This is a genomic window from Bacillus sp. WP8, assembly GCF_000800825.1.
GTDB classification, from domain to species: Bacteria; Bacillota; Bacilli; order Bacillales; family Bacillaceae; genus Bacillus; species Bacillus safensis.
The window spans coordinates 86,824-113,100 of the sequence record NZ_CP010075.1; the positions used below are offsets into that span (position 1 = coordinate 86,824).

Annotated in this window: 15 protein-coding genes, 9 tRNA genes and 6 rRNA genes; all 30 read left to right on the plus strand. The window is 45.9% G+C overall.

Annotation, left to right across the window (positions count from 1 at the left end; genetic code table 11):
- Positions 1-8 precede the first annotated feature (8 nt).
- On the plus strand, positions 9-602 hold the full coding sequence (pabA, locus tag QR42_RS00450; protein WP_039175948.1) for an aminodeoxychorismate/anthranilate synthase component II: 594 nt from the start codon (positions 9-11) through the stop codon (positions 600-602).
- Positions 599-1,447: an aminodeoxychorismate lyase gene (gene pabC / locus QR42_RS00455; RefSeq protein ID WP_039175950.1), complete on the plus strand. Its 849-nt coding sequence runs from the start codon at positions 599-601 to the stop codon at positions 1,445-1,447. Before pabA ends, pabC begins: the two co-directional genes overlap by 4 nt.
- Positions 1,448-1,456: 9 nt before the next feature.
- Complete coding sequence (folP, locus tag QR42_RS00460) at positions 1,457-2,314, plus strand: dihydropteroate synthase (RefSeq protein WP_024425658.1); 858 nt, start codon at positions 1,457-1,459, stop codon at positions 2,312-2,314.
- Complete coding sequence (gene folB, locus QR42_RS00465) at positions 2,307-2,669, plus strand: dihydroneopterin aldolase (protein WP_024425659.1); 363 nt, start codon at positions 2,307-2,309, stop codon at positions 2,667-2,669. Before folP ends, folB begins: the two co-directional genes overlap by 8 nt.
- Positions 2,666-3,169 carry a 2-amino-4-hydroxy-6-hydroxymethyldihydropteridine diphosphokinase gene (gene folK, locus QR42_RS00470; RefSeq protein ID WP_039175953.1) on the plus strand — a complete coding sequence of 168 codons (504 nt, stop codon included), beginning with the start codon at positions 2,666-2,668 and terminating at the stop codon, positions 3,167-3,169. Before folB ends, folK begins: the two co-directional genes overlap by 4 nt.
- Positions 3,121-3,354, plus strand: coding sequence for a helix-turn-helix domain-containing protein (locus QR42_RS00475; RefSeq protein ID WP_024425661.1), 234 nt, complete (start codon positions 3,121-3,123; stop codon positions 3,352-3,354). Before folK ends, QR42_RS00475 begins: the two co-directional genes overlap by 49 nt.
- Positions 3,347-4,348, plus strand: a complete 1,002-nt coding sequence (gene dusB, locus QR42_RS00480; RefSeq protein ID WP_039175955.1) for a tRNA dihydrouridine synthase DusB — start codon at positions 3,347-3,349, stop codon at positions 4,346-4,348. The genes QR42_RS00475 and dusB overlap by 8 nt, the downstream gene beginning before the upstream one ends.
- Before the next feature lie 90 nt (positions 4,349-4,438).
- Positions 4,439-5,938: a lysine--tRNA ligase gene (lysS, locus tag QR42_RS00485; protein ID WP_034284259.1), complete on the plus strand. Its 1,500-nt coding sequence runs from the start codon at positions 4,439-4,441 to the stop codon at positions 5,936-5,938.
- Positions 5,939-6,281: 343 nt separating this feature from the next.
- Positions 6,282-7,830 (plus strand): 16S ribosomal RNA (locus QR42_RS00490).
- 182 nt (positions 7,831-8,012) lie between these two features.
- A 23S ribosomal RNA gene (locus tag QR42_RS00495) occupies positions 8,013-10,943 on the plus strand.
- A 61-nt stretch (positions 10,944-11,004) separates the two neighbouring features.
- A 5S ribosomal RNA gene (rrf, locus tag QR42_RS00500) occupies positions 11,005-11,120 on the plus strand.
- Between the two features lie 787 nt (positions 11,121-11,907).
- Positions 11,908-11,983 (plus strand) — tRNA-Val (locus QR42_RS00505).
- 33 nt (positions 11,984-12,016) lie between these two features.
- Positions 12,017-12,092 (plus strand) — tRNA-Thr (locus QR42_RS00510).
- Positions 12,093-12,129: 37 nt separating this feature from the next.
- Positions 12,130-12,205 (plus strand) — tRNA-Lys (locus tag QR42_RS00515).
- A gap of 8 nt (positions 12,206-12,213) precedes the next feature.
- A tRNA-Leu gene (locus tag QR42_RS00520) sits at positions 12,214-12,296 on the plus strand.
- Between the two features lie 30 nt (positions 12,297-12,326).
- Positions 12,327-12,398: transfer RNA gene (locus QR42_RS00525), tRNA-Gly, on the plus strand.
- A gap of 12 nt (positions 12,399-12,410) precedes the next feature.
- Positions 12,411-12,496, plus strand: a tRNA-Leu gene (locus QR42_RS00530).
- Between the two features lie 10 nt (positions 12,497-12,506).
- Positions 12,507-12,583: transfer RNA gene (locus QR42_RS00535), tRNA-Arg, on the plus strand.
- Positions 12,584-12,590: 7 nt separating this feature from the next.
- Positions 12,591-12,667 (plus strand) — tRNA-Pro (locus QR42_RS00540).
- 8 nt (positions 12,668-12,675) lie between these two features.
- Positions 12,676-12,751: transfer RNA gene (locus tag QR42_RS00545), tRNA-Ala, on the plus strand.
- Positions 12,752-12,877: 126 nt separating this feature from the next.
- Positions 12,878-14,426: ribosomal RNA gene (locus QR42_RS00550) — 16S ribosomal RNA — on the plus strand.
- A 182-nt stretch (positions 14,427-14,608) separates the two neighbouring features.
- Positions 14,609-17,539 (plus strand): 23S ribosomal RNA (locus QR42_RS00555).
- Positions 17,540-17,600: 61 nt separating this feature from the next.
- Positions 17,601-17,716 (plus strand): 5S ribosomal RNA (gene rrf, locus QR42_RS00560).
- Together the 16S, 23S and 5S rRNA genes with 9 tRNA genes alongside form the textbook arrangement of a ribosomal RNA operon.
- 177 nt (positions 17,717-17,893) lie before the next feature.
- On the plus strand, positions 17,894-18,358 hold the full coding sequence (locus QR42_RS00565; protein ID WP_003217184.1) for a CtsR family transcriptional regulator: 465 nt from the start codon (positions 17,894-17,896) through the stop codon (positions 18,356-18,358).
- 14 nt (positions 18,359-18,372) lie between these two features.
- Positions 18,373-18,930 carry a protein-arginine kinase activator protein McsA gene (locus tag QR42_RS00570; RefSeq protein ID WP_024425862.1) on the plus strand — a complete coding sequence of 186 codons (558 nt, stop codon included), beginning with the start codon at positions 18,373-18,375 and terminating at the stop codon, positions 18,928-18,930.
- A 4-nt stretch (positions 18,931-18,934) separates the two neighbouring features.
- Positions 18,935-20,026 carry a protein-arginine kinase McsB gene (locus QR42_RS00575; RefSeq protein WP_039175958.1) on the plus strand — a complete coding sequence of 364 codons (1,092 nt, stop codon included), beginning with the start codon at positions 18,935-18,937 and terminating at the stop codon, positions 20,024-20,026.
- Positions 20,023-22,458: an ATP-dependent protease ATP-binding subunit ClpC gene (clpC, locus tag QR42_RS00580; RefSeq protein ID WP_007496263.1), complete on the plus strand. Its 2,436-nt coding sequence runs from the start codon at positions 20,023-20,025 to the stop codon at positions 22,456-22,458. Before QR42_RS00575 ends, clpC begins: the two co-directional genes overlap by 4 nt.
- A 93-nt stretch (positions 22,459-22,551) precedes the next feature.
- Complete coding sequence (gene radA / locus QR42_RS00585; protein WP_025092231.1) at positions 22,552-23,931, plus strand: DNA repair protein RadA; 1,380 nt, start codon at positions 22,552-22,554, stop codon at positions 23,929-23,931.
- Between the two features lie 2 nt (positions 23,932-23,933).
- Positions 23,934-25,013: a DNA integrity scanning diadenylate cyclase DisA gene (disA, locus tag QR42_RS00590; RefSeq protein WP_024425581.1), complete on the plus strand. Its 1,080-nt coding sequence runs from the start codon at positions 23,934-23,936 to the stop codon at positions 25,011-25,013.
- Positions 25,014-25,166: 153 nt separating this feature from the next.
- A complete protein-coding gene (locus tag QR42_RS00595; protein WP_039182943.1) occupies positions 25,167-26,267 on the plus strand; it encodes a PIN/TRAM domain-containing protein in 1,101 nt (366 codons plus the stop codon).
- Positions 26,268-26,277 lie beyond the last annotated feature (10 nt).

The window sequence follows — 26,277 nt, forward strand, 5'->3', positions numbered from 1 at the left end:
AGCAGAGTATGATTTTAATGATTGATAATTATGATTCATTTACGTACAACCTGGTCCAGTATTTAGGGGAGCTTGGAGAAGAATTGATCGTGAAACGGAATGATCAAGTGACCATTCAGGAAATTGAAGAGCTCAAGCCGGATTTTATCATGATTTCTCCAGGGCCATGCAGTCCTGATGAAGCGGGAATTAGTATGGAGGCGATCAAGCACTTTGCAGGAAGTATTCCGATCTTCGGTGTGTGTTTAGGCCACCAATCCATCGCACAAGTCTTTGGCGGGGATGTTGTTCGAGCAGAGCGCTTAATGCACGGTAAAACGTCAGAGATTAAACATGACGGAAAAGGTGTCTTCACAGGACTTCAAAATCCGCTCGTTGCAACGAGATATCATTCATTAATTGTCAAAAACGAGACGCTGCCAGAGTGCTTTGACGCAACAGCCAGCACAAAGGAAGGCGAGCTCATGGCGATTCGCCATAAAGAATTGCCGATTGAAAGTGTGCAATTCCATCCTGAATCAATTATGACGTCCTTCGGAAAAGAAATGCTGAAAAATTTCATTGAAACCTATCGTAAAAAGGGGCATGAAGTAAACGCATGATCATTTATCTGAACGGTCAGTATATAGAGGAGAAAGACGCGACTCTTTCTCCTTTTGATCATGGTTTTCTATATGGCATCGGTGTATTCGAAACATTTACCAGCCTGGCAGGACAAGTCTTCCTGTTGGATTGGCATCTTGAAAGGCTCAATCAATCATTACGTGACCTTTGCATCGAATCCACAATAGAGAAACCATTTGTACTCGACATCATTCATACCTTACTGAATAAAAACCAAATAGCCGGCGGCCATGCGAGAATTCGCTTGAATGTTTCTGCGGGCAGAGGAAACGGATTCTCTGCAGATCCTTATGAAGAGCCTGTCGTTTTTGTCATGATTTCTCCTTTCCGTCCAGAATCTATTTTGGATGAGAAAAAGGGAGTCATTCTTCAAACGAGAAGAAATACACCGGAAGGCCCAAGACGCCTCAAGTCTCATCATTATATGAACAACTTGCTCGCTAAAAGGGAAGTGGGGAATGACCCGTCGTTAGAAGGCATCTTTTTAACAAAAGAAGATGATGTGGCAGAAGGCATTACCTCGAATATATTTTGGCGAAAAGATGATGTGATCTATACACCGTCACTTGATACAGGCATTTTAAATGGGGTCACTCGTCGATACTGTATGGAAACGCTCCGCGCTATGGGGGCTTCGCTAAAGGAAGGACGATACCCAGTCTCACATTTGCTCTCAGCTGATGAGGCATGGATGACCAATTCTGTTCAGGGAGTTGTACCGTTCAGAGGAATAGGAGAAATCCACTTGCCCGAAAACAGCCGGACAATTTCAACAAAGTTAAGAATGCAATACACTAAAAAACGTCAAGACCATAAAGAGTAGGTGGACACAATGACACAACAATTGATAAAACAGCCTAAAATCATACAGGCCAAGCACCATACCCTTAGTTATGAAGAAAAGACATTAGTCATGGGCATTTTAAATGTCACACCTGACTCTTTTTCAGATGGAGGAAAGTTTAATCAAGTAGATAAAGCGCTGGCTCATGCAGCGCAGCTGATAGAAGACGGGGCACATATTATTGATATTGGCGGAGAATCGACTCGCCCGGGAGCGGCACTTGTCTCGGAAGAAGAGGAGCTTTCAAGGGTCATTCCGGTCATTGAGAAGATCACAAAAGAATTAGATGTACCTATCTCTATTGATACGTATAAAGCCCGTGTTGCAGATGAAGCGGTGAAAGCTGGAGCCTCCATCATTAACGATGTATGGGGAGCAAAGGCAGATCCCCAAATGGCACATGTGGCAGCGAAGCACAATGTCCCAATCATTTTAATGCACAATCGGCCAGAACGAAACTACACACATCTGATTTCAGATATGATCGCCGATTTGAAAGAAAGTGTCCAAATTGCCCAGCAAGCAGGTGTCCGTGATGACATGATCATATTAGATCCAGGTGTAGGATTTGCGAAAAATAAAGAGGACAACCTGAAGGTCATGAATGAACTCGAACATTTTTGTCACCTTGGGTATCCACTGCTGTTAGCTACATCTCGAAAACGATTCATTGGTGCTGTCTTAGACCTGCCGCCTGAAGAACGTACTGAAGGAACAGGTGCGACGGTCTGCCTTGGAATTCAAAAGGGCAGTGCGATGGTCCGTGTACATGATGTGAAAGAAATTGCAAGAATGGCAAAAATGATGGATGCCATGCTGAATAAGGGAGGCGCTTATCATCGATAAAGTATATGTAAACGGAATGGAATTTTACGGGTACCACGGCGTATTTGCAGAAGAAAACAAACTAGGGCAGCGATTCCGCGTGGACTTAACAGCTTCACTTGATTTGAGTAAAGCCGGACAAACCGATGACCTCAATGAGACGATCAACTATGCAGAGCTCTACCAAATCTGCAAAAGCATCGTAGAAGGTGAGCCAGTCAATCTCGTTGAAACACTGACAGAAAGAATTGCAAACCAAGTGTTAAAGGACTTTCCGACAGTCCAGGAATGTACAGTAAAGGTGATCAAGCCAGATCCGCCAATTCCAGGTCACTATCAGTCCGTTGCAATTGAAATGACGAGATCACGCACATGAATAACACGGCATACATCGCTTTAGGCTCAAACATAGGTAAAAAAGAAACCTATTTAAAAGAAGCCGTTAAAAAACTGCATGAACATCCAGAGGTTCAAGTGGAATTAATCTCATCAATATATGAAACAACACCTGTAGGCTACGAAAACCAAGATGATTTTTTAAATATGGCCGTGAAAATTACCACTTCACTTCGTCCAGAGGAACTACTGTCTCTTACTCAGACAATCGAGCAAGAGTTAGGCAGAACAAGAGAAGTGAGGTGGGGTCCGCGAACGGCTGACCTTGACATTTTACTTTATAATCGTGAAAATATTGAAACAGAACAACTTGTAGTGCCGCATCCTAGAATGTACGAACGTTTATTCGTTCTTGTTCCGATGAGTGAGATTTGCCCAGAAATCGGCGAAGTGCAAATAAATGCCGTAACAGACCAAGAAGGTGTAAGCATATGGAAAAAGACATGTGGGGTAGAAGAATTCGTGCATACCGAAAGCTAAAAGGGTATACTCAGGAAGGGTTCGCGAAAAGACTGGGCATCTCTGTCTCTGTCTTAGGAGAAATTGAGCGAGGCAATCGATTACCAACAAACCAATTGGTTGGTCAAATAGCAGATGCTTTAAATATAACGGTGGAAGAACTTTCGCCAATCCTTGAAGAAGAAAGGAGGGGGAAAAATGTTTAAAATCGGAGATATCGAGATTAAAAACAAAGTAGTGCTCGCGCCGATGGCTGGTGTGTGCAACTCTGCCTTCAGACTGACGGTGAAAGAGTTTGGAGCGGGCTTAGTCTGCGCTGAAATGGTCAGTGACAAAGCGATCCTGATCAACAATGCGAGAACAATGGGTATGCTATACATTGATGAACGGGAAAAGCCTTTGAGCCTTCAGATATTTGGAGGGGAAAAAGACACACTCGTCGAAGCGGCAAAGTTTGTAGACAAGAATACCACAGCGGATATTATTGATATCAACATGGGCTGTCCTGTGCCGAAGATTACGAAATGTGATGCAGGAGCGAAATGGCTGCTTGATCCAAACAAAATTTATGAAATGGTCTCTGCTGTTGTAGATGCTGTAGACAAACCTGTTACAGTGAAAATGAGAATGGGCTGGGACGAAGACCATATCTTTGCTATTGATAATGCCCGTGCTGTTGAACGAGCAGGTGGACAAGCGGTTGCGCTTCACGGACGGACACGCGTGCAAATGTACGAAGGAACAGCGAATTGGGATATCATGAAAGAGGTTAAACAATCTGTATCCATTCCTGTCATCGGCAATGGCGATGTCAAAACCCCTCAAGATGCAAAACGTATGCTTGATGAAACGGGTGTGGACGCTGTCATGATCGGAAGAGCCGCACTAGGAAACCCGTGGATGATCTATCGAACGGTTCATTATTTAGAAACGGGTGAACTGAAAGAAGAGCCAAATGTGCGTGAGAAAATGTCAGTGTGCAAACTTCACTTAGACAGACTCATTGACCTGAAAGGCGAACATGTGGCTGTCAGAGAAATGAGAAAGCATGCAGCATGGTACTTAAAAGGTGTCCGAGGCAATGCGGACGTGAGAAATCAAATCAATCAAAGTGAAACGAGAGCGGAGCTTGTACAAGTTCTTGATGACTTTACGATCGAAGCCGAGGCAAAAGAGCTTCAAAGTATAAAAGTAGGATAAGACTATCTTTCTTTTTGTAGCTCACTGCTAGTGCATGTACTGGCAGTTTTTCTGCTTTTCTCTGCAAAATACATTATTGGAGTGATATTAATGAGTAATGAAGGGCTTAATAACGAAGAATTAAATGACCAATTCCAGGTCAGACGTGACAAAATGAATAAAATGAGAGAAGAAGGTATCGATCCATTCGGTGAACGATATGACCGTTCTCATCAATCTGCGCAAATTATCGCTGAATATGACGAGTTTTCTAAAGAAGACTTAGAAGGAAAAGCGGCTCAAGTAACAATCGCTGGACGTATGATGACAAAGCGCGGAAAAGGAAAAGCTGGCTTTGCACATATTCAAGACCTAGAAGGACAAATTCAAATCTATGTTCGTAAAGATAGTGTAGGGGAAGAAGCTTACGAATTATTCAAAAGCTCAGACCTAGGCGATATCATCGGTGTAACAGGGACTGTTTTTAAAACAAACGTAGGAGAACTTTCTATTAAAGCGACCAGCTTTGAGGTTCTTACGAAAGCACTTCGCCCGCTTCCTGATAAGTATCATGGATTAAAAGATGTTGAACAACGCTATCGTCAGCGCTACCTTGACCTCATTGTAAATCCAGAAAGTAAGCAGACGTTCATCATGCGAAGCAAAATCATTCAATCCATGAGAAGATACTTAGATTCTAAAGGATACTTAGAAGTTGAAACACCAACAATGCACAGCATCCCTGGTGGTGCATCAGCGCGTCCTTTCATTACTCATCACAATGCACTTGATATGCCGCTTTATATGCGTATTGCGATCGAGCTGCACTTAAAACGCCTAATTGTCGGTGGTCTAGAGAAAGTATACGAGATTGGCCGCGTATTCCGTAATGAAGGTGTATCAACTCGTCACAATCCAGAATTCACTATGATCGAGCTGTATGAAGCATACGCAGACTACAAAGACATCATGAATCTGACTGAAAACCTGATTGCTCATATTGCCCAAGAGGTGTTAGGAACAACAACCATTCAATATGGAGAAGATGAAATTGATCTCAAACCTGAATGGAAGAGACTTCATATGGTTGAAGCGGTCAAAGAAGCAACAGGTGTAGACTTCTGGCAGGAGATGTCTGTAGAAGAAGCAAAACAGCATGCTGCTGATCATGGTGTTGAAATCACGAAAAATATGACAGTAGGTCATATTATCAATGAGTTCTTCGAGCAAAAAGTAGAAGAAACATTGGTTCAGCCTACATTCATTTACGGACATCCAGTGGAGATTTCTCCATTAGCTAAGAAAAATCCTGAAGACCCTCGCTTTACTGATCGCTTTGAGCTGTTTATCGTACGCCGCGAGCATGCAAATGCATTCACAGAGCTAAACGATCCAATCGATCAAAGAGAACGCTTTGAAGCTCAATTAAAAGAACGTGAAGAAGGAAACGACGAAGCACATCTAATGGATGACGATTTTGTTGAAGCGTTAGAATACGGTATGCCTCCAACAGGTGGTCTTGGAATCGGGATCGACCGATTAATCATGCTTTTAACAAATTCTCCATCAATCAGAGATGTACTGCTTTTCCCACAAATGAGAAACCGCTAATACATCAACCAAAGCGCCATTTTATCTATGGCGCTTTTTATTTTTCATAAAATGAAACTTTTTTCAAAAAAACTATTGCAAGGAAAGAATCCAGATGGTATATTATTATTCGTTGCCGCAAAACAGCAACGAGGTTAAAAAAAGAAATTGAAAAAAGTTCTTGACTTTAACAGATGCAAAATGGTAAGATATTAAAGTCGCTTACGAGCGATAACGAAAATGATCTTTGAAAACTAAACAAGACAAAACGTACCTGTTAATTCGAGTTTTTATAAAAAATCCTATGATACTTCATAGGTAGTCAGTCAAACGCTGACGAAAAACAAAACTTCGGTTTTGTACTTTTTCGGAGAGTTTGATCCTGGCTCAGGACGAACGCTGGCGGCGTGCCTAATACATGCAAGTCGAGCGGACAGAAGGGAGCTTGCTCCCGGATGTTAGCGGCGGACGGGTGAGTAACACGTGGGTAACCTGCCTGTAAGACTGGGATAACTCCGGGAAACCGGAGCTAATACCGGATAGTTCCTTGAACCGCATGGTTCAAGGATGAAAGACGGTTTCGGCTGTCACTTACAGATGGACCCGCGGCGCATTAGCTAGTTGGTGGGGTAATGGCTCACCAAGGCGACGATGCGTAGCCGACCTGAGAGGGTGATCGGCCACACTGGGACTGAGACACGGCCCAGACTCCTACGGGAGGCAGCAGTAGGGAATCTTCCGCAATGGACGAAAGTCTGACGGAGCAACGCCGCGTGAGTGATGAAGGTTTTCGGATCGTAAAGCTCTGTTGTTAGGGAAGAACAAGTGCGAGAGTAACTGCTCGCACCTTGACGGTACCTAACCAGAAAGCCACGGCTAACTACGTGCCAGCAGCCGCGGTAATACGTAGGTGGCAAGCGTTGTCCGGAATTATTGGGCGTAAAGGGCTCGCAGGCGGTTTCTTAAGTCTGATGTGAAAGCCCCCGGCTCAACCGGGGAGGGTCATTGGAAACTGGGAAACTTGAGTGCAGAAGAGGAGAGTGGAATTCCACGTGTAGCGGTGAAATGCGTAGAGATGTGGAGGAACACCAGTGGCGAAGGCGACTCTCTGGTCTGTAACTGACGCTGAGGAGCGAAAGCGTGGGGAGCGAACAGGATTAGATACCCTGGTAGTCCACGCCGTAAACGATGAGTGCTAAGTGTTAGGGGGTTTCCGCCCCTTAGTGCTGCAGCTAACGCATTAAGCACTCCGCCTGGGGAGTACGGTCGCAAGACTGAAACTCAAAGGAATTGACGGGGGCCCGCACAAGCGGTGGAGCATGTGGTTTAATTCGAAGCAACGCGAAGAACCTTACCAGGTCTTGACATCCTCTGACAACCCTAGAGATAGGGCTTTCCCTTCGGGGACAGAGTGACAGGTGGTGCATGGTTGTCGTCAGCTCGTGTCGTGAGATGTTGGGTTAAGTCCCGCAACGAGCGCAACCCTTGATCTTAGTTGCCAGCATTTAGTTGGGCACTCTAAGGTGACTGCCGGTGACAAACCGGAGGAAGGTGGGGATGACGTCAAATCATCATGCCCCTTATGACCTGGGCTACACACGTGCTACAATGGACAGAACAAAGGGCTGCAAGACCGCAAGGTTTAGCCAATCCCATAAATCTGTTCTCAGTTCGGATCGCAGTCTGCAACTCGACTGCGTGAAGCTGGAATCGCTAGTAATCGCGGATCAGCATGCCGCGGTGAATACGTTCCCGGGCCTTGTACACACCGCCCGTCACACCACGAGAGTTTGCAACACCCGAAGTCGGTGAGGTAACCTTTATGGAGCCAGCCGCCGAAGGTGGGGCAGATGATTGGGGTGAAGTCGTAACAAGGTAGCCGTATCGGAAGGTGCGGCTGGATCACCTCCTTTCTAAGGATATATGGAGCAGCGTGCGTTTTCGTCTTGTTTAGTTTTGAAGGATCATTCCTTCAAAACATGTCTCTAGCGAGACAGGATTGTTCTTTGAAAACTAGATAACAATAAGTAATACATTCACATTGAATGCAATGCAAAGTTCATCACACATAGTGATTCTTTCTAAAGTAAGAAATGGTTAAGTTAGAAAGGGCGCACGGTGGATGCCTTGGCACTAGGAGCCGATGAAGGACGGGACGAACACCGATATGCTTCGGGGAGCTGTAAGCAAGCTTTGATCCGGAGATTTCCGAATGGGGAAACCCACTGCTCGTAATGGAGTAGTATCCATACTTGAATACATAGAGTATGAGAAGGCATACCCGGGGAACTGAAACATCTAAGTACCCGGAGGAAGAGAAAGCAAATGCGATTCCCTGAGTAGCGGCGAGCGAAACGGGAACAGCCCAAACCAAGAGGCTTGCCTCTTGGGGTTGTAGGACACTCTATACGGAGTTACAAAGGAACGATATAAGCGAAGAGGTCTGGAAAGGCCCGCCAAAGAAGGTAACAGCCCTGTAACTGAAATGTTGTTCTCTCCAGAGTGGATCCTGAGTACGGCGGAACACGTGAAATTCCGTCGGAATCCGGGAGGACCATCTCCCAAGGCTAAATACTCCCTAGTGACCGATAGTGAACCAGTACCGTGAGGGAAAGGTGAAAAGCACCCCGGAAGGGGAGTGAAATAGATCCTGAAACCGTGTGCCTACAAGTAGTCAGAGCCCGTTAACGGGTGATGGCGTGCCTTTTGTAGAATGAACCGGCGAGTTACGATCCCGTGCAAGGTTAAGCAGAAGATGCGGAGCCGCAGCGAAAGCGAGTCTGAATAGGGCGCATGAGTACGTGGTCGTAGACCCGAAACCAGGTGATCTACCCATGTCCAGGGTGAAGTTCAGGTAACACTGAATGGAGGCCCGAACCCACGCACGTTGAAAAGTGCGGGGATGAGGTGTGGGTAGGGGTGAAATGCCAATCGAACCTGGAGATAGCTGGTTCTCTCCGAAATAGCTTTAGGGCTAGCCTCAAGGTAAGAGTCTCGGAGGTAGAGCACTGATTGGACTAGGGGCCCCTACCGGGTTACCGAATTCAGTCAAACTCCGAATGCCGATGACTTATCCTTGGGAGTCAGACTGCGAGTGATAAGATCCGTAGTCGAAAGGGAAACAGCCCAGACCGCCAGCTAAGGTCCCAAAGTATACGTTAAGTGGAAAAGGATGTGGAGTTGCTTAGACAACCAGGATGTTGGCTTAGAAGCAGCCACCATTTAAAGAGTGCGTAATAGCTCACTGGTCGAGTGACTCTGCGCCGAAAATGTACCGGGGCTAAACGTATCACCGAAGCTGCGGACTGTTCTTACGAACAGTGGTAGGAGAGCGTTCTAAGGGCTGTGAAGCCAGACCGGAAGGACTGGTGGAGCGCTTAGAAGTGAGAATGCCGGTATGAGTAGCGAAAGACGGGTGAGAATCCCGTCCACCGAATGCCTAAGGTTTCCTGAGGAAGGCTCGTCCGCTCAGGGTTAGTCGGGACCTAAGCCGAGGCCGAAAGGCGTAGGCGATGGACAACAGGTTGATATTCCTGTACCACCTCCTCACCATTTGAGCAATGGGGGGACGCAGGAGGATAGGGTAAGCGCGGTATTGGATATCCGCGTCCAAGCAGTTAGGCTGGGAAATAGGCAAATCCGTTTCCCATAAAGGCTGAGCTGTGATGGCGAGCGAAATTTAGTAGCGAAGTTCCTGATTCCACACTGCCAAGAAAAGCCTCTAGCGAGGTGAGAGGTGCCCGTACCGCAAACCGACACAGGTAGGCGAGGAGAGAATCCTAAGGTGATCGAGAGAACTCTCGTTAAGGAACTCGGCAAAATGACCCCGTAACTTCGGGAGAAGGGGTGCTTCTTAGGGTGTTAAAGCCCCGAGAAGCCGCAGTGAATAGGCCCAGGCGACTGTTTAGCAAAAACACAGGTCTCTGCGAAGCCGTAAGGCGAAGTATAGGGGCTGACGCCTGCCCGGTGCTGGAAGGTTAAGAGGAGCGCTTAGCGTAAGCGAAGGTGCGAATTGAAGCCCCAGTAAACGGCGGCCGTAACTATAACGGTCCTAAGGTAGCGAAATTCCTTGTCGGGTAAGTTCCGACCCGCACGAAAGGCGCAACGATCTGGGCACTGTCTCAACGAGAGACTCGGTGAAATTATAGTACCTGTGAAGATGCAGGTTACCCGCGACAGGACGGAAAGACCCCGTGGAGCTTTACTGCAGCCTGATATTGAATGTTGGTACAGCTTGTACAGGATAGGTAGGAGCCTTGGAAACCGGAGCGCTAGCTTCGGTGGAGGCATCGGTGGGATACTACCCTGGCTGTATTGACCTTCTAACCCGCTGCCCTTATCGGGCAGGGAGACAGTGTCAGGTGGGCAGTTTGACTGGGGCGGTCGCCTCCTAAAATGTAACGGAGGCGCCCAAAGGTTCCCTCAGAATGGTTGGAAATCATTCGCAGAGTGTAAAGGCACAAGGGAGCTTGACTGCGAGACCTACAAGTCGAGCAGGGACGAAAGTCGGGCTTAGTGATCCGGTGGTTCCGCATGGAAGGGCCATCGCTCAACGGATAAAAGCTACCCCGGGGATAACAGGCTTATCTCCCCCAAGAGTCCACATCGACGGGGAGGTTTGGCACCTCGATGTCGGCTCATCGCATCCTGGGGCTGTAGTCGGTCCCAAGGGTTGGGCTGTTCGCCCATTAAAGCGGTACGCGAGCTGGGTTCAGAACGTCGTGAGACAGTTCGGTCCCTATCCGTCGCGGGCGCAGGAAATTTGAGAGGAGCTGTCCTTAGTACGAGAGGACCGGGATGGACGCACCGCTGGTGTACCAGTTGTTCTGCCAAGGGCATCGCTGGGTAGCTATGTGCGGACGGGATAAGTGCTGAAAGCATCTAAGCATGAAGCCCCCCTCAAGATGAGATTTCCCATTCCGCAAGGAAGTAAGATCCCTGAAAGATGATCAGGTTGATAGGTCTGAGGTGGAAGCGTGGTGACACGTGGAGCTGACAGATACTAATAGATCGAGGACTTAACCTATATTCTATTGTGAAGCATGAACATTGTTATCTAGTTTTGAGAGAACATTCTCTCCATCAGGTTTGGTGGCGATAGCGAAGAGGTCACACCCGTTCCCATACCGAACACGGAAGTTAAGCTCTTCAGCGCCGATGGTAGTTGGGGGTTTCCCCCTGTGAGAGTAGGACGCCGCCAAGCTTCTATCAGGATCAGTTCCATTTGGAACTGGTCTTTTTTGTGTTTTTGAATGATTTGCTTCTATATAATAGGTTATTGATTGCTACATAAATCAAACTTCATGCTCCTTCAATTTAACATGTCCGTCATCATATGAATCGGCAGCTCAAATCATCAAGGGCTTCACTAAAAGCCTAGAAAACCTCACCTTGGGCTAAATAGATATAGAAAGGGGATGTATAGGGCCACTAAATAGAAAGACCTCATCCCGAAGGGGTTGGTCAGCCATTGTTGGATTTCCAATTTAAAAGATAGAAGACATGAAAGAAACAATACTCATTTTATTTCTCCTGTTAAAATTTTATATAGACGATAAAGCTGTTGAATATTTGAAGCAGCAGAAAAAATGATGTGAAACGATTTGCTGAAAAATAGTAAAGACCAGCAACATATTCACACTTTTTTATGCAAAAAAGATTTCTCAGAAAAATAAAATAATAGCAGAACTTCTTATTTGAAAGTTTTTATGCAGAGATATATGAAATAAAATAAGGGTATAGAAGCTTCAAAAATGCTGTTTCCACAGTTATTAGTACTCTTTTTAACAAAAAAGCATAAAAAAATGAAAAAAAGGCTTTTAAAATGATGAGACAAGTGGTAAACTTCTTTAGGTGCCTTAACGAAAAGATGAAAAAAACAGCTTTAAAATAAATTCAAAAATTATTTTAAAAAAGTCTTTACAAACAATATCTTATCGTTATATAATACTATTTGTCAGATCGAGAGACACTTCGAAACGACACGATATGGAGGATTAGCTCAGCTGGGAGAGCATCTGCCTTACAAGCAGAGGGTCGGCGGTTCGAGCCCGTCATCCTCCACCATATTTATTCTTACATAATGTTAGGATAGATAAAGCCGGTGTAGCTCAACTGGTAGAGCAACTGACTTGTAATCAGTAGGTTGGGGGTTCAAGTCCTCTTGCCGGCACCACTTTCATATGGTAAGATAGACAAGTCGCTTTTAAAGCGAGCCATTAGCTCAGTTGGTAGAGCATCTGACTTTTAATCAGAGGGTCGAAGGTTCGAGTCCTTCATGGCTCACCATGTTTCATGCGGGTGTGGCGGAATTGGCAGACGCGCTAGACTTAGGATCTAGTGTCTTTATGACGTGGGGGTTCAAGTCCCTTCACCCGCATTGCCAAATAAAATAAAGAAATCCTGTAATGCGGAAGTAGTTCAGTGGTAGAACACCACCTTGCCAAGGTGGGGGTCGCGGGTTCGAATCCCGTCTTCCGCTTATACCATCCACGCCGGGGTGGTGGAATTGGCAGACACACAGGACTTAAAATCCTGCGGTAGGTGACTACCGTGCCGGTTCAAGTCCGGCCCTCGGCATTATAAATAAGCGCCCGTAGCTCAATTGGATAGAGCGTTTGACTACGGATCAAAAGGTTAGGGGTTCGACTCCTCTCGGGCGCGCCATTAAGATCGGGAAGTAGCTCAGCTTGGTAGAGCACTTGGTTTGGGACCAAGGGGTCGCAGGTTCGAATCCTGTCTTCCCGACCATCTTTTATGGGGCCTTAGCTCAGCTGGGAGAGCGCCTGCCTTGCACGCAGGAGGTCAGCGGTTCGATCCCGCTAGGCTCCACCAATATGATCTTTGAAAACTAAACAAGACAAAACGTACCTGTTAATTCGAGTCTTTATAAAAAATCCTATGATACTTCATAGGTAGTCAGTCAAACGCTGACGAAAAACAAAACTTCGGTTTTGTACTTTTTCGGAGAGTTTGATCCTGGCTCAGGACGAACGCTGGCGGCGTGCCTAATACATGCAAGTCGAGCGGACAGAAGGGAGCTTGCTCCCGGATGTTAGCGGCGGACGGGTGAGTAACACGTGGGTAACCTGCCTGTAAGACTGGGATAACTCCGGGAAACCGGAGCTAATACCGGATAGTTCCTTGAACCGCATGGTTCAAGGATGAAAGACGGTTTCGGCTGTCACTTACAGATGGACCCGCGGCGCATTAGCTAGTTGGTGGGGTAATGGCTCACCAAGGCGACGATGCGTAGCCGACCTGAGAGGGTGATCGGCCACACTGGGACTGAGACACGGCCCAGACTCCTACGGGAGGCAGCAGTAGGGAATCTTCCGCAATGGACGAAAGTCTGACGGAGCAACGCCGCGTGAGTGATGAAGGTTTTCGGATCGTAAAGCTCTGTTGTTAGGGAAGAACAAGTGCGAGAGTAACTGCTCGCACCTTGACGGTACCTAACCAGAAAGCCACGGCTAACTACGTGCCAGCAGCCGCGGTAATACGTAGGTGGCAAGCGTTGTCCGGAATTATTGGGCGTAAAGGGCTCGCAGGCGGTTTCTTAAGTCTGATGTGAAAGCCCCCGGCTCAACCGGGGAGGGTCATTGGAAACTGGGAAACTTGAGTGCAGAAGAGGAGAGTGGAATTCCACGTGTAGCGGTGAAATGCGTAGAGATGTGGAGGAACACCAGTGGCGAAGGCGACTCTCTGGTCTGTAACTGACGCTGAGGAGCGAAAGCGTGGGGAGCGAACAGGATTAGATACCCTGGTAGTCCACGCCGTAAACGATGAGTGCTAAGTGTTAGGGGGTTTCCGCCCCTTAGTGCTGCAGCTAACGCATTAAGCACTCCGCCTGGGGAGTACGGTCGCAAGACTGAAACTCAAAGGAATTGACGGGGGCCCGCACAAGCGGTGGAGCATGTGGTTTAATTCGAAGCAACGCGAAGAACCTTACCAGGTCTTGACATCCTCTGACAACCCTAGAGATAGGGCTTTCCCTTCGGGGACAGAGTGACAGGTGGTGCATGGTTGTCGTCAGCTCGTGTCGTGAGATGTTGGGTTAAGTCCCGCAACGAGCGCAACCCTTGATCTTAGTTGCCAGCATTTAGTTGGGCACTCTAAGGTGACTGCCGGTGACAAACCGGAGGAAGGTGGGGATGACGTCAAATCATCATGCCCCTTATGACCTGGGCTACACACGTGCTACAATGGACAGAACAAAGGGCTGCAAGACCGCAAGGTTTAGCCAATCCCATAAATCTGTTCTCAGTTCGGATCGCAGTCTGCAACTCGACTGCGTGAAGCTGGAATCGCTAGTAATCGCGGATCAGCATGCCGCGGTGAATACGTTCCCGGGCCTTGTACACACCGCCCGTCACACCACGAGAGTTTGCAACACCCGAAGTCGGTGAGGTAACCTTTATGGAGCCAGCCGCCGAAGGTGGGGCAGATGATTGGGGTGAAGTCGTAACAAGGTAGCCGTATCGGAAGGTGCGGCTGGATCACCTCCTTTCTAAGGATATATGGAGCAGCGTGCGTTTTCGTCTTGTTTAGTTTTGAAGGATCATTCCTTCAAAACATGTCTCTAGCGAGACAGGATTGTTCTTTGAAAACTAGATAACAATAAGTAATACATTCACATTGAATGCAATGCAAAGTTCATCACACATAGTGATTCTTTCTAAAGTAAGAAATGGTTAAGTTAGAAAGGGCGCACGGTGGATGCCTTGGCACTAGGAGCCGATGAAGGACGGGACGAACACCGATATGCTTCGGGGAGCTGTAAGCAAGCTTTGATCCGGAGATTTCCGAATGGGGAAACCCACTGCTCGTAATGGAGTAGTATCCATACTTGAATACATAGAGTATGAGAAGGCATACCCGGGGAACTGAAACATCTAAGTACCCGGAGGAAGAGAAAGCAAATGCGATTCCCTGAGTAGCGGCGAGCGAAACGGGAACAGCCCAAACCAAGAGGCTTGCCTCTTGGGGTTGTAGGACACTCTATACGGAGTTACAAAGGAACGATATAAGCGAAGAGGTCTGGAAAGGCCCGCCAAAGAAGGTAACAGCCCTGTAACTGAAATGTTGTTCTCTCCAGAGTGGATCCTGAGTACGGCGGAACACGTGAAATTCCGTCGGAATCCGGGAGGACCATCTCCCAAGGCTAAATACTCCCTAGTGACCGATAGTGAACCAGTACCGTGAGGGAAAGGTGAAAAGCACCCCGGAAGGGGAGTGAAATAGATCCTGAAACCGTGTGCCTACAAGTAGTCAGAGCCCGTTAACGGGTGATGGCGTGCCTTTTGTAGAATGAACCGGCGAGTTACGATCCCGTGCAAGGTTAAGCAGAAGATGCGGAGCCGCAGCGAAAGCGAGTCTGAATAGGGCGCATGAGTACGTGGTCGTAGACCCGAAACCAGGTGATCTACCCATGTCCAGGGTGAAGTTCAGGTAACACTGAATGGAGGCCCGAACCCACGCACGTTGAAAAGTGCGGGGATGAGGTGTGGGTAGGGGTGAAATGCCAATCGAACCTGGAGATAGCTGGTTCTCTCCGAAATAGCTTTAGGGCTAGCCTCAAGGTAAGAGTCTCGGAGGTAGAGCACTGATTGGACTAGGGGCCCCTACCGGGTTACCGAATTCAGTCAAACTCCGAATGCCGATGACTTATCCTTGGGAGTCAGACTGCGAGTGATAAGATCCGTAGTCGAAAGGGAAACAGCCCAGACCGCCAGCTAAGGTCCCAAAGTATACGTTAAGTGGAAAAGGATGTGGAGTTGCTTAGACAACCAGGATGTTGGCTTAGAAGCAGCCACCATTTAAAGAGTGCGTAATAGCTCACTGGTCGAGTGACTCTGCGCCGAAAATGTACCGGGGCTAAACGTATCACCGAAGCTGCGGACTGTTCTTACGAACAGTGGTAGGAGAGCGTTCTAAGGGCTGTGAAGCCAGACCGGAAGGACTGGTGGAGCGCTTAGAAGTGAGAATGCCGGTATGAGTAGCGAAAGACGGGTGAGAATCCCGTCCACCGAATGCCTAAGGTTTCCTGAGGAAGGCTCGTCCGCTCAGGGTTAGTCGGGACCTAAGCCGAGGCCGAAAGGCGTAGGCGATGGACAACAGGTTGATATTCCTGTACCACCTCCTCACCATTTGAGCAATGGGGGGACGCAGGAGGATAGGGTAAGCGCGGTATTGGATATCCGCGTCCAAGCAGTTAGGCTGGGAAATAGGCAAATCCGTTTCCCATAAAGGCTGAGCTGTGATGGCGAGCGAAATTTAGTAGCGAAGTTCCTGATTCCACACTGCCAAGAAAAGCCTCTAGCGAGGTGAGAGGTGCCCGTACCGCAAACCGACACAGGTAGGCGAGGAGAGAATCCTAAGGTGATCGAGAGAACTCTCGTTAAGGAACTCGGCAAAATGACCCCGTAACTTCGGGAGAAGGGGTGCTTCTTAGGGTGTTAAAGCCCCGAGAAGCCGCAGTGAATAGGCCCAGGCGACTGTTTAGCAAAAACACAGGTCTCTGCGAAGCCGTAAGGCGAAGTATAGGGGCTGACGCCTGCCCGGTGCTGGAAGGTTAAGAGGAGCGCTTAGCGTAAGCGAAGGTGCGAATTGAAGCCCCAGTAAACGGCGGCCGTAACTATAACGGTCCTAAGGTAGCGAAATTCCTTGTCGGGTAAGTTCCGACCCGCACGAAAGGCGCAACGATCTGGGCACTGTCTCAACGAGAGACTCGGTGAAATTATAGTACCTGTGAAGATGCAGGTTACCCGCGACAGGACGGAAAGACCCCGTGGAGCTTTACTGCAGCCTGATATTGAATGTTGGTACAGCTTGTACAGGATAGGTAGGAGCCTTGGAAACCGGAGCGCTAGCTTCGGTGGAGGCATCGGTGGGATACTACCCTGGCTGTATTGACCTTCTAACCCGCTGCCCTTATCGGGCAGGGAGACAGTGTCAGGTGGGCAGTTTGACTGGGGCGGTCGCCTCCTAAAATGTAACGGAGGCGCCCAAAGGTTCCCTCAGAATGGTTGGAAATCATTCGCAGAGTGTAAAGGCACAAGGGAGCTTGACTGCGAGACCTACAAGTCGAGCAGGGACGAAAGTCGGGCTTAGTGATCCGGTGGTTCCGCATGGAAGGGCCATCGCTCAACGGATAAAAGCTACCCCGGGGATAACAGGCTTATCTCCCCCAAGAGTCCACATCGACGGGGAGGTTTGGCACCTCGATGTCGGCTCATCGCATCCTGGGGCTGTAGTCGGTCCCAAGGGTTGGGCTGTTCGCCCATTAAAGCGGTACGCGAGCTGGGTTCAGAACGTCGTGAGACAGTTCGGTCCCTATCCGTCGCGGGCGCAGGAAATTTGAGAGGAGCTGTCCTTAGTACGAGAGGACCGGGATGGACGCACCGCTGGTGTACCAGTTGTTCTGCCAAGGGCATCGCTGGGTAGCTATGTGCGGACGGGATAAGTGCTGAAAGCATCTAAGCATGAAGCCCCCCTCAAGATGAGATTTCCCATTCCGCAAGGAAGTAAGATCCCTGAAAGATGATCAGGTTGATAGGTCTGAGGTGGAAGCGTGGTGACACGTGGAGCTGACAGATACTAATAGATCGAGGACTTAACCTATATTCTATTGTGAAGCATGAACATTGTTATCTAGTTTTGAGAGAACATTCTCTCCATCAGGTTTGGTGGCGATAGCGAAGAGGTCACACCCGTTCCCATACCGAACACGGAAGTTAAGCTCTTCAGCGCCGATGGTAGTTGGGGGTTTCCCCCTGTGAGAGTAGGACGCCGCCAAGCTTCTATCAGGATCAGTTCCATTTGGAACTGGTCTTTTTTGTGTTTTTGGGAGGTTTGGCACCATATAAATGTGGAAATAATATTGTTAGTTGAGCGATTATCTTGAAAAATCGACCGAAAAAATTTATAGTAAGATTAAAGTCAAATATAGTCAAAGTCAATGGAGGAGGAGGCGGAGTGGCACAAAATATTTCTGATATCATCGAGCAGTATTTGAAGGAAGTCTTGGATCAGAACGGTCGAGAAATATTAGAAATTAAGCGCAATGAAATTGCAGATAAATTTCAATGCGTACCTTCACAAATTAACTATGTTATCAATACGCGCTTTACGAGCGAGAGAGGCTATATCGTTGAAAGTAAGCGTGGCGGCGGTGGCTATATCCGCATCATTAAAGTCAAAATGAATGATGAAGTGGACTTATTGAACAACATTATTTCCCAAATATATCATCGTTTATCACAGGCTGCATCTGATCACATCATCATGCGTCTTGTTGAAAATAACATTTTATCTGAAAGAGAAGCTAAGATGATGATTAGTGTCATGGACCGTTCTGTATTGCATATTGATTTACCTGAACGTGATGAACTGCGGGCTCGGATGATGAAAGCGATGTTAAATGCTCTGAAATTAAAGTAAAGCGGGTGAAAAGATTGATTTGTCAAGAATGTAATGAGAGACCAGCCACTTTTCACTTTACGAAAGTTATAAATGGAGAAAAACAAGAAATGCACATATGTGAACAATGTGCAAAAGAAAACAGTGATTCATATGCTATGAGTGGAAACCAAGGTTTCTCGATTCACAACTTATTATCAGGCTTATTAAATATTGACCCTAGCTTCACCACAAGTGCTAACAAGGGCTCGTCTATTTTTCAAGAAGCGAAAGAAGTGGATCAGTGTCCTAAGTGTGGCTTAACCTTTCAGCAGTTCAGAAAAACAGGCCGATTTGGCTGTGCAGAATGCTATCGTACATTTGATCAGTATCTGAACCCTGTTTTACGGAAAGTCCATAGTGGAAATACAGTCCATAATGGGAAAGTCCCAAAACGAATTGCCGGCAGCCTGCATGTCCGCCGGAAACTTGAGTTAATGCAGCAAGAGCTGAAGCAGCTGATTGAACAGGAAGAGTTCGAAAAAGCAGCGGAAGTTCGAGATCAAATTCGTGCATTAGAGCATGAGCAATCTCAGCAGAGGGAGGGAGATTAACGACATGTCGCTCCAGCATTTTATTCAAGACGCTCTAAGTCAGTGGATGAAACAAAAAGGACCAGAAAGTGACATTGTTCTAAGCAGTCGTATCCGGCTAGCGCGCAATCTAGAGCATGTTCGTTTCCCAACTCAGTTTTCTCAAGAAGAAGCTGAAGCTGTTCTCCAGCAATTCGAGCAAAAGTTTGCTAGCCAGGAAGTGAAGGACATTGGAAACTTTGTTCTGATTCGAATGAATGAAACGCAGCCTTTAGCAAAGAGGGTACTTGTTGAAAAACATTTGATCAGCCCCAATTTAGCTGAATCAAGATTTGGCGGCTGTTTGCTTTCTGAAAATGAAGAAATCAGTGTGATGTTGAATGAAGAAGACCATATTCGAATCCAATGCTTATTCCCAGGTTTTCAGCTAGCCAATGCACTAAAAGCGGCTAATCAGGTAGATGACTGGATTGAAGAGCAAGTGGATTATGCATTTTCTGAAAAGCGAGGATACTTAACAAGCTGTCCGACTAATGTAGGTACAGGTATTAGGGCTTCGGTCATGATGCATTTACCAGCATTAGCGCTCACAAGACAAATGAATCGCATTATTCCCGCCATTAATCAATTAGGTCTTGTGGTCAGAGGAATTTATGGTGAGGGCAGCGAAGCAATAGGGAACATCTTTCAAATTTCAAATCAAATGACACTTGGTCAATCAGAAGAAAACATTGTAGATGACTTGAATAGTGTGACCGCTCAGCTCATTGAACAAGAGCGATCTGCACGAAAAGCTTTATATCAAACATCTAAAATTGAACTTGAGGACAGAGTGTACCGGTCCTTAGGGATTTTGGCCAATTGTCGTATGATTGAATCAAAAGAAACAGCAAAGTGTTTGTCAGATGTGCGGCTTGGAATTGATTTAGGTATCATTAAGGGGCTTTCAAGTAATATACTGAATGAACTCATGATTTTGACCCAGCCTGGCTTCCTTCAACAATATTCAGGAGGAGCCTTGGAGCCAAATGAACGAGATATAAAACGAGCAGCGATTATTAGAGAAAGGCTGCGCTTAGAAATGCATAGGAATGGACAGGAGGATGAAACGATATGATGTTTGGAAGATTCACTGAAAGAGCTCAAAAGGTATTAGCACTTGCACAAGAAGAAGCCATTCGCCTAGGCCATAAGAATATTGGTACTGAGCACATTTTACTTGGCCTTGTACGTGAAGGGGAGGGCATCGCTGCCAAAGCGTTAGAAGCACTGGGCCTTGTTTCAGATAAAATCCAAAAAGAAGTCGAAAGCTTGATTGGAAGAGGGCAAGAGGTGTCTCAAGCTATTCCTCATTATACGCCTAGAGCGAAGAAGGTCACTGAGCTTTCAATGGATGAAGCAAGAAAGCTAGGTCATTCCTATGTAGGGACAGAACATATTCTATTAGGTCTTATTCGTGAGGGAGAGGGTGTCGCTGCCCGTGTCTTAAATAACCTCGGAGTGAGCTTAAATAAAGCACGTCAGCAAGTCCTGCAGCTGCTTGGAAGCAATGAAACAGGTGCATCTGCGGCAGGCTCTAATAGCAATGCAAATACACCAACACTTGATAGCTTGGCAAGAGATTTGACTGCTATCGCAAAAGAGGACAGCTTGGACCCAGTCATTGGCCGAAGCAAAGAAATTCAACGTGTCATTGAGGTCCTAAGTAGAAGAACAAAAAATAACCCTGTGCTGATTGGTGAGCCTGGTGTTGGTAAAACAGCCATCGCAGAAGGTCTTGCACAGCAAATTATTCATAACGAAGTGCCTGAAATCCTACGTGATAAACGAGTAATGACACTGGATATGGGAACTGTTGTAGCTGGAACGAAATATCGTGGTGAATTCGAGGATCGTTTGAAAAAAGTCATGGACGAAATTCGTCAGGCAGGAAATATCATTCTCTTTATCGATGAGCTTCATACACTCATTGGTGCTGGTGGAGCAGAGGGTGCAATTGATGCGTCTAATATTCTAAAACCATCTTTAGCACGTGGTGAGCTTCAATGTATTGGAGCGACAACATTAGATGAGTACCGTAAATACATTGAAAAGGATGCTGCGCTTGAACGACGTTTCCAGCCAATTCAAGTAGATCAGCCTTCTGTTGATGAGAGTATTCAAATCTTAAGAGGACTTAGAGACCGGTATGAAGCACATCACCGTGTGTCTATTACAGATGAAGCGATTGAGGCGGCAGTGAAGCTGTCCGACCGTTATATTTCTGACCGATTCCTTCCAGATAAGGCGATTGATTTAATTGATGAGGCAGGTTCGAAAGTCCGTTTACGTTCGTTCACAACACCGCCTAACCTAAAAGAACTAGAGCAAAAGCTGGATGAAGTACGCAAGGAAAAGGATGCGGCAGTTCAAAGTCAAGAATTTGAAAAAGCAGCTTCTCTTCGCGATACAGAGCAGCGTTTGCGTGAAAAAGTAGAAGTCACAAAGAAATCATGGAAAGAAAAGCAGGGACAAGAGAATTCAGAGGTATCTGTAGATGATATCGCAATGGTCGTTTCCAGCTGGACGGGAGTGCCTGTTTCGAAAATTGCTCAAACGGAGACAGATAAGCTTCTGAATATGGAACAATTGCTCCACTCTCGTGTGATCGGGCAGGATGAAGCCGTTGTTGCTGTAGCGAAAGCTGTGAGACGTGCGCGTGCAGGCCTGAAAGATCCAAAACGTCCAATCGGTTCCTTTATCTTCTTAGGACCAACAGGGGTTGGTAAAACAGAGCTTGCAAGAGCACTCGCCGAGTCTATTTTCGGTGATGAAGAAGCAATGATCCGTATTGATATGTCTGAATACATGGAGAAACACTCTACATCCAGACTTGTTGGGTCACCTCCAGGATATGTCGGTTATGATGAAGGTGGACAGCTGACTGAAAAAGTGAGAAGAAAACCTTATTCTGTCGTTCTATTAGACGAGATTGAAAAGGCGCATCCAGATGTATTTAATATCTTACTGCAAGTATTAGAAGATGGTCGTCTGACGGATTCTAAAGGGCGTACCGTTGACTTTAGAAATACGATTTTGATCATGACATCAAACGTTGGAGCTAGTGAGTTGAAGCGCAATAAATACGTTGGCTTTAACGTGCAGGATGAAAGTCAAAATTACAAGGATATGAAAGGCAAAGTGATGGGCGAGTTGAAACGTGCGTTTAGACCTGAGTTTATCAACCGTATTGATGAAATCATTGTCTTCCACTCGCTAGAGAAGAAACATCTCAAAGAGATCGTGTCTCTCATGTCTGATCAACTGACAAAACGATTAAAAGAACAAGACCTATCAATTGAATTGACGGAAGCAGCAAAAGCGAAGATTGCCGACGAAGGAGTAGATCTTGAGTACGGTGCGCGTCCGTTAAGAAGAGCGATTCAAAAGCATGTAGAAGATCGACTTTCTGAGGAGCTTCTGAAGGGCAATATTGAAAAAGGTCAACATATCGTATTAGATGTGGAAGATGGAGAAATTGTCGTAAAAGCGACCGCTGCTACGAACTAATATAGTAAGAAAAAAGTGTGAGGCATACCAGCAAGGTGTATGCCTCCCTTTACTTATTTTCTGACCAGTATAAGGAGTTGTATTCTTCAATCTATGGCTAAGACAAAATCAAAATTTATATGCCAATCGTGCGGTTATGAGTCAGCCAAATGGATGGGGAAATGTCCAGGCTGCGGCACGTGGAACAGTATGACAGAAGAGGTCGTTCGCAAAGAGCCGGCAAACCGTCGTAGTGCTTTTAATCATTCTGTTCAAACCATTCAAAAACCTTCACCTATATCTGCAATTGAAACATCCGAAGAACCCCGAATTAAAACGAATTTAGAAGAATTTAACCGAGTATTAGGAAGTGGAATTGTCAAAGGCTCTCTTGTTCTCATTGGCGGAGACCCTGGGATTGGGAAGTCCACATTATTATTACAAGTATCAGCACAGCTTTCAGATAAAAATCAGAATGTGTTGTACATATCTGGTGAGGAGTCCATTAAACAAACAAAGCTAAGAGCGGACCGCCTTGGCATTGAAAGCGCCTCTTTACATGTTTTGGCTGAAACCGATATGGAGTATATAACGTCTGCTATACAGGAGATGAAACCGGCTTTTGTTGTGGTGGATTCAATTCAAACCGTTTATCAAAGCGATATCACGTCAGCTCCCGGCTCTGTATCTCAAGTAAGAGAATGTACAGCACAGCTGATGAAAATTGCCAAGACAAATGGGATTCCTATTTTTATCGTTGGTCACGTGACCAAAGAAGGCTCGATCGCAGGTCCGCGACTTTTAGAGCATATGGTGGACACGGTTCTTTATTTTGAAGGCGAGCGTCATCATACATTTCGTATCTTACGGGCGGTCAAAAACCGATTTGGTTCAACGAATGAATTGGGGATTTTTGAAATGAGAGAGGAAGGACTCACGGAAGTATTGAACCCATCAGAAATCTTTTTAGAAGAGCGGTCGGCAGGTGTATCTGGTTCGTGTGTTGTTGCCTCAATGGAAGGAACAAGACCCGTACTTGTCGAGATACAGGCATTAATTTCCCCGACAAGCTTTGGGAATCCGCGAAGAATGGCCACTGGCCTTGATCATAATCGAGTATCGCTGCTCATGGCAGTTTTAGAAAAACGCGTGGGGCTGCTCTTGCAAAACCAAGATGCGTATTTAAAGGTCGCAGGCGGTGTGAAGCTTGACGAACCGGCGATTGACTTAGCTATTGCCGTCAGTATTGCATCAAGCTTTAAAGACGCAGCGCCGCATCAAGCGGATTGCTTTATAGGAGAGGTCGGTCTGACGGGAGAAGTCAGAAGAGTATCAAGAATTGAACAGCGAGTGCAGGAAGCTGCGAAACTAGGATTTAAGCGAATGTTTATTCCTCAGGCGAATATAGACGGATGGAAAAAGCCGAGAGGGATTGAGTTAGTTGGTGTAGAAAATGTAGCGGAGGCACTTCGAATTTCACTAGGGGGATCATAGAAATGGAAAAAGAGAAAAAAGGAGCGAGAGAACTCGATCTCTTAGATATTGTACAGTTTGTGGCACCAGGAACACCTCTGCGGGCAGGGATTGAAAACGTCTTGAGAGCCAATACTGGCGGGCTCATTGTTGTTGGTTATAATGACAAAGTAAAGAGTGTGGTAGATGGAGGATTTCACATTAATTCTGCCTTCTCTCCAGCACATTTATATGAATTGGCGAAGATGGACGGGGCTATTATTCTTAGCGATTCTGGTCAAAAAATCTTGTATGCGAATACACAGCTGATGCCAGATGCCACCATCCATTCATCGGAAACAGGCATGAGGCACCGGACGGCTGAACGTGTAGCGAAGCAGACAGGCTGCTTAATCATTGCCATTTCTGAACGGAGGAATGTCATTACCTTATACCAAGGGAATCGTCGTTATACGCTGAAAGATATTGGTTTTATTTTAACAAAGGCGAATCAAGCCATTCAAACACTTGAGAAATATAAAACCATTTTAGATCACGCCATTTCTGCGTTAAGCGCCCTAGAATTTGAAGAGCTTGTGACCTTTGGTGATGTATTATCCGTGCTGCACCGCTACGAAATGGTTCTTAGAATCAAAAATGAAATCAATATGTATATCAAAGAGCTTGGAACAGAGGGACACTTGATCCGTCTGCAAGTCAATGAGCTGATTACAGATATGGAGCAGGAAGCAGCTTTATTTATTAAAGATTACGTGAAAGAAAAGATCAAAGATCCGTATGTGCTGCTTAAACAACTGCAAGATATGTCGAGCTTTGAGCTTTTAGATGATTCCATTCTGTACAAGTTACTTGGATATCCAGCTTCTACAAATATTGACGAATATGTGTACACAAGAGGATACAGGTTGCTCCATAAAATCCCTAGACTGCCAATGCCGATCGTTGAAAATGTGGTTGAAGCATTCGGTGTGCTAGATCGAATTATGGAAGCGGATGTACAAGAATTGGATGAAGTAGAAGGAATTGGAGAAGTAAGAGCGAAAAAGATAAAAAAAGGATTAAAAAGGTTACAAGAAAAACATTATATCGACCGTCAGCTTTAAGAAGAGAAATTTTTCTCTATTACGGTTAAAAATGGATGAATATGGGTATATTAATGATGGTTTTGTTTTCTGTTGCTCATGATAGGAAACTTAAACATATATCAATGTCAGATGAAGGTGGATTGACAGATGAAAAATAAAGGAGGTGAAGGTATGTTAAAAAGAATCGTTCAGGCGTTTTTTATCATTTTTGGTGCAGTTGTGGGGATTTTTATCATTCCAGAGTTATTTCTGCTGTTAAATGTAAAGGACATACCTTTCATAACAAATGCTTACTCTTCAGCACTAATAGGAGCCATTGTGTTCTTCATCATTGGTAAATGGTGCACAGGTTATGTGGTAAATTGGGTGAAATGGATCGAGGATTCTCTATTGAAGGCGCCTCTTCCTGATCTTATATCTGGAAGTTTCGGATTAGTATTTGGACTTATTCTAGCATATCTTATTGTAAACGTGATCCCGCTAAACAATATCCCATATCATATTTTTGGTACCATTATTCCGATTTTCCTGGCTTTCTTTTTAGGATACCTTGGGTTTCAGGTAGGCTTTAAGAAGAAGGATGAAATGATGGGGCTGTTCTCCCGTTCTGCAAAGGTCAGCAAGAAAAAAGGAGCAGCTGATGATGAACCTGAAATAGAAGATAAAAAGCTGAAAATTTTAGACACAAGTGTTATCATTGATGGAAGAATCGCAGATATTTGCCAAACTGGATTCTTAGAAGGTGTCATGGTCATTCCTCAATTTGTACTCGAGGAATTACAGCATATTGCAGACTCCTCAGATGTATTAAAGAGAAATAGAGGCCGAAGAGGTCTTGATATTTTAAATCGTATTCAAAAAGAATTGGATATCAAAGTTGAAATTTACGAAGGTGACTTCGAAGACATTCAAGAGGTTGATAGCAAGCTTGTGAAGCTCGCGAAATTAACTTCAGGTGTTGTTGTGACCAATGATTTTAATTTAAATAAAGTATGCGAACTTCAAAAAGTAGCAGTGTTAAACATCAATGATCTAGCCAATGCGGTTAAACCGGTTGTACTGCCTGGGGAAGAAATGAAGGTACAGGTCATCAAAGATGGGAAAGAGCATAACCAAGGTGTTGCTTACTTAGATGACGGTACGATGATTGTGGTCGAAGAAGGACGCAATTACATTGGAAAAGACATCGATGTACTCGTCACTAGTGTGCTGCAGACTGCTGCTGGAAGAATGATTTTTGCGAAGCCAAAACTTCTGGAGAAGGCGCTCTAAAGGGAGAACG

Excerpts from the sequence above, each read along its gene's own strand:
- pabA (WP_039175948.1), top strand. The coding sequence starts at position 9 with ATGATTTTAATGATTGATAATTATGATTCATTTACGTACAACCTGGTC.
- pabC (WP_039175950.1), top strand. The coding sequence starts at position 599 with ATGATCATTTATCTGAACGGTCAGTATATAGAGGAGAAAGACGCGACT.
- folP (WP_024425658.1), top strand. The coding sequence starts at position 1,457 with ATGACACAACAATTGATAAAACAGCCTAAAATCATACAGGCCAAGCAC.
- folK (WP_039175953.1), top strand. The coding sequence starts at position 2,666 with ATGAATAACACGGCATACATCGCTTTAGGCTCAAACATAGGTAAAAAA.
- QR42_RS00475 (WP_024425661.1), top strand. The coding sequence starts at position 3,121 with ATGGAAAAAGACATGTGGGGTAGAAGAATTCGTGCATACCGAAAGCTA.
- dusB (WP_039175955.1), top strand. The coding sequence starts at position 3,347 with ATGTTTAAAATCGGAGATATCGAGATTAAAAACAAAGTAGTGCTCGCG.
- lysS (WP_034284259.1), top strand. The coding sequence starts at position 4,439 with ATGAGTAATGAAGGGCTTAATAACGAAGAATTAAATGACCAATTCCAG.
- QR42_RS00575 (WP_039175958.1), top strand. The coding sequence starts at position 18,935 with ATGTCGCTCCAGCATTTTATTCAAGACGCTCTAAGTCAGTGGATGAAA.
- clpC (WP_007496263.1), top strand. The coding sequence starts at position 20,023 with ATGATGTTTGGAAGATTCACTGAAAGAGCTCAAAAGGTATTAGCACTT.
- radA (WP_025092231.1), top strand. The coding sequence starts at position 22,552 with ATGGCTAAGACAAAATCAAAATTTATATGCCAATCGTGCGGTTATGAG.
- disA (WP_024425581.1), top strand. The coding sequence starts at position 23,934 with ATGGAAAAAGAGAAAAAAGGAGCGAGAGAACTCGATCTCTTAGATATT.
- QR42_RS00595 (WP_039182943.1), top strand. The coding sequence starts at position 25,167 with ATGTTAAAAAGAATCGTTCAGGCGTTTTTTATCATTTTTGGTGCAGTT.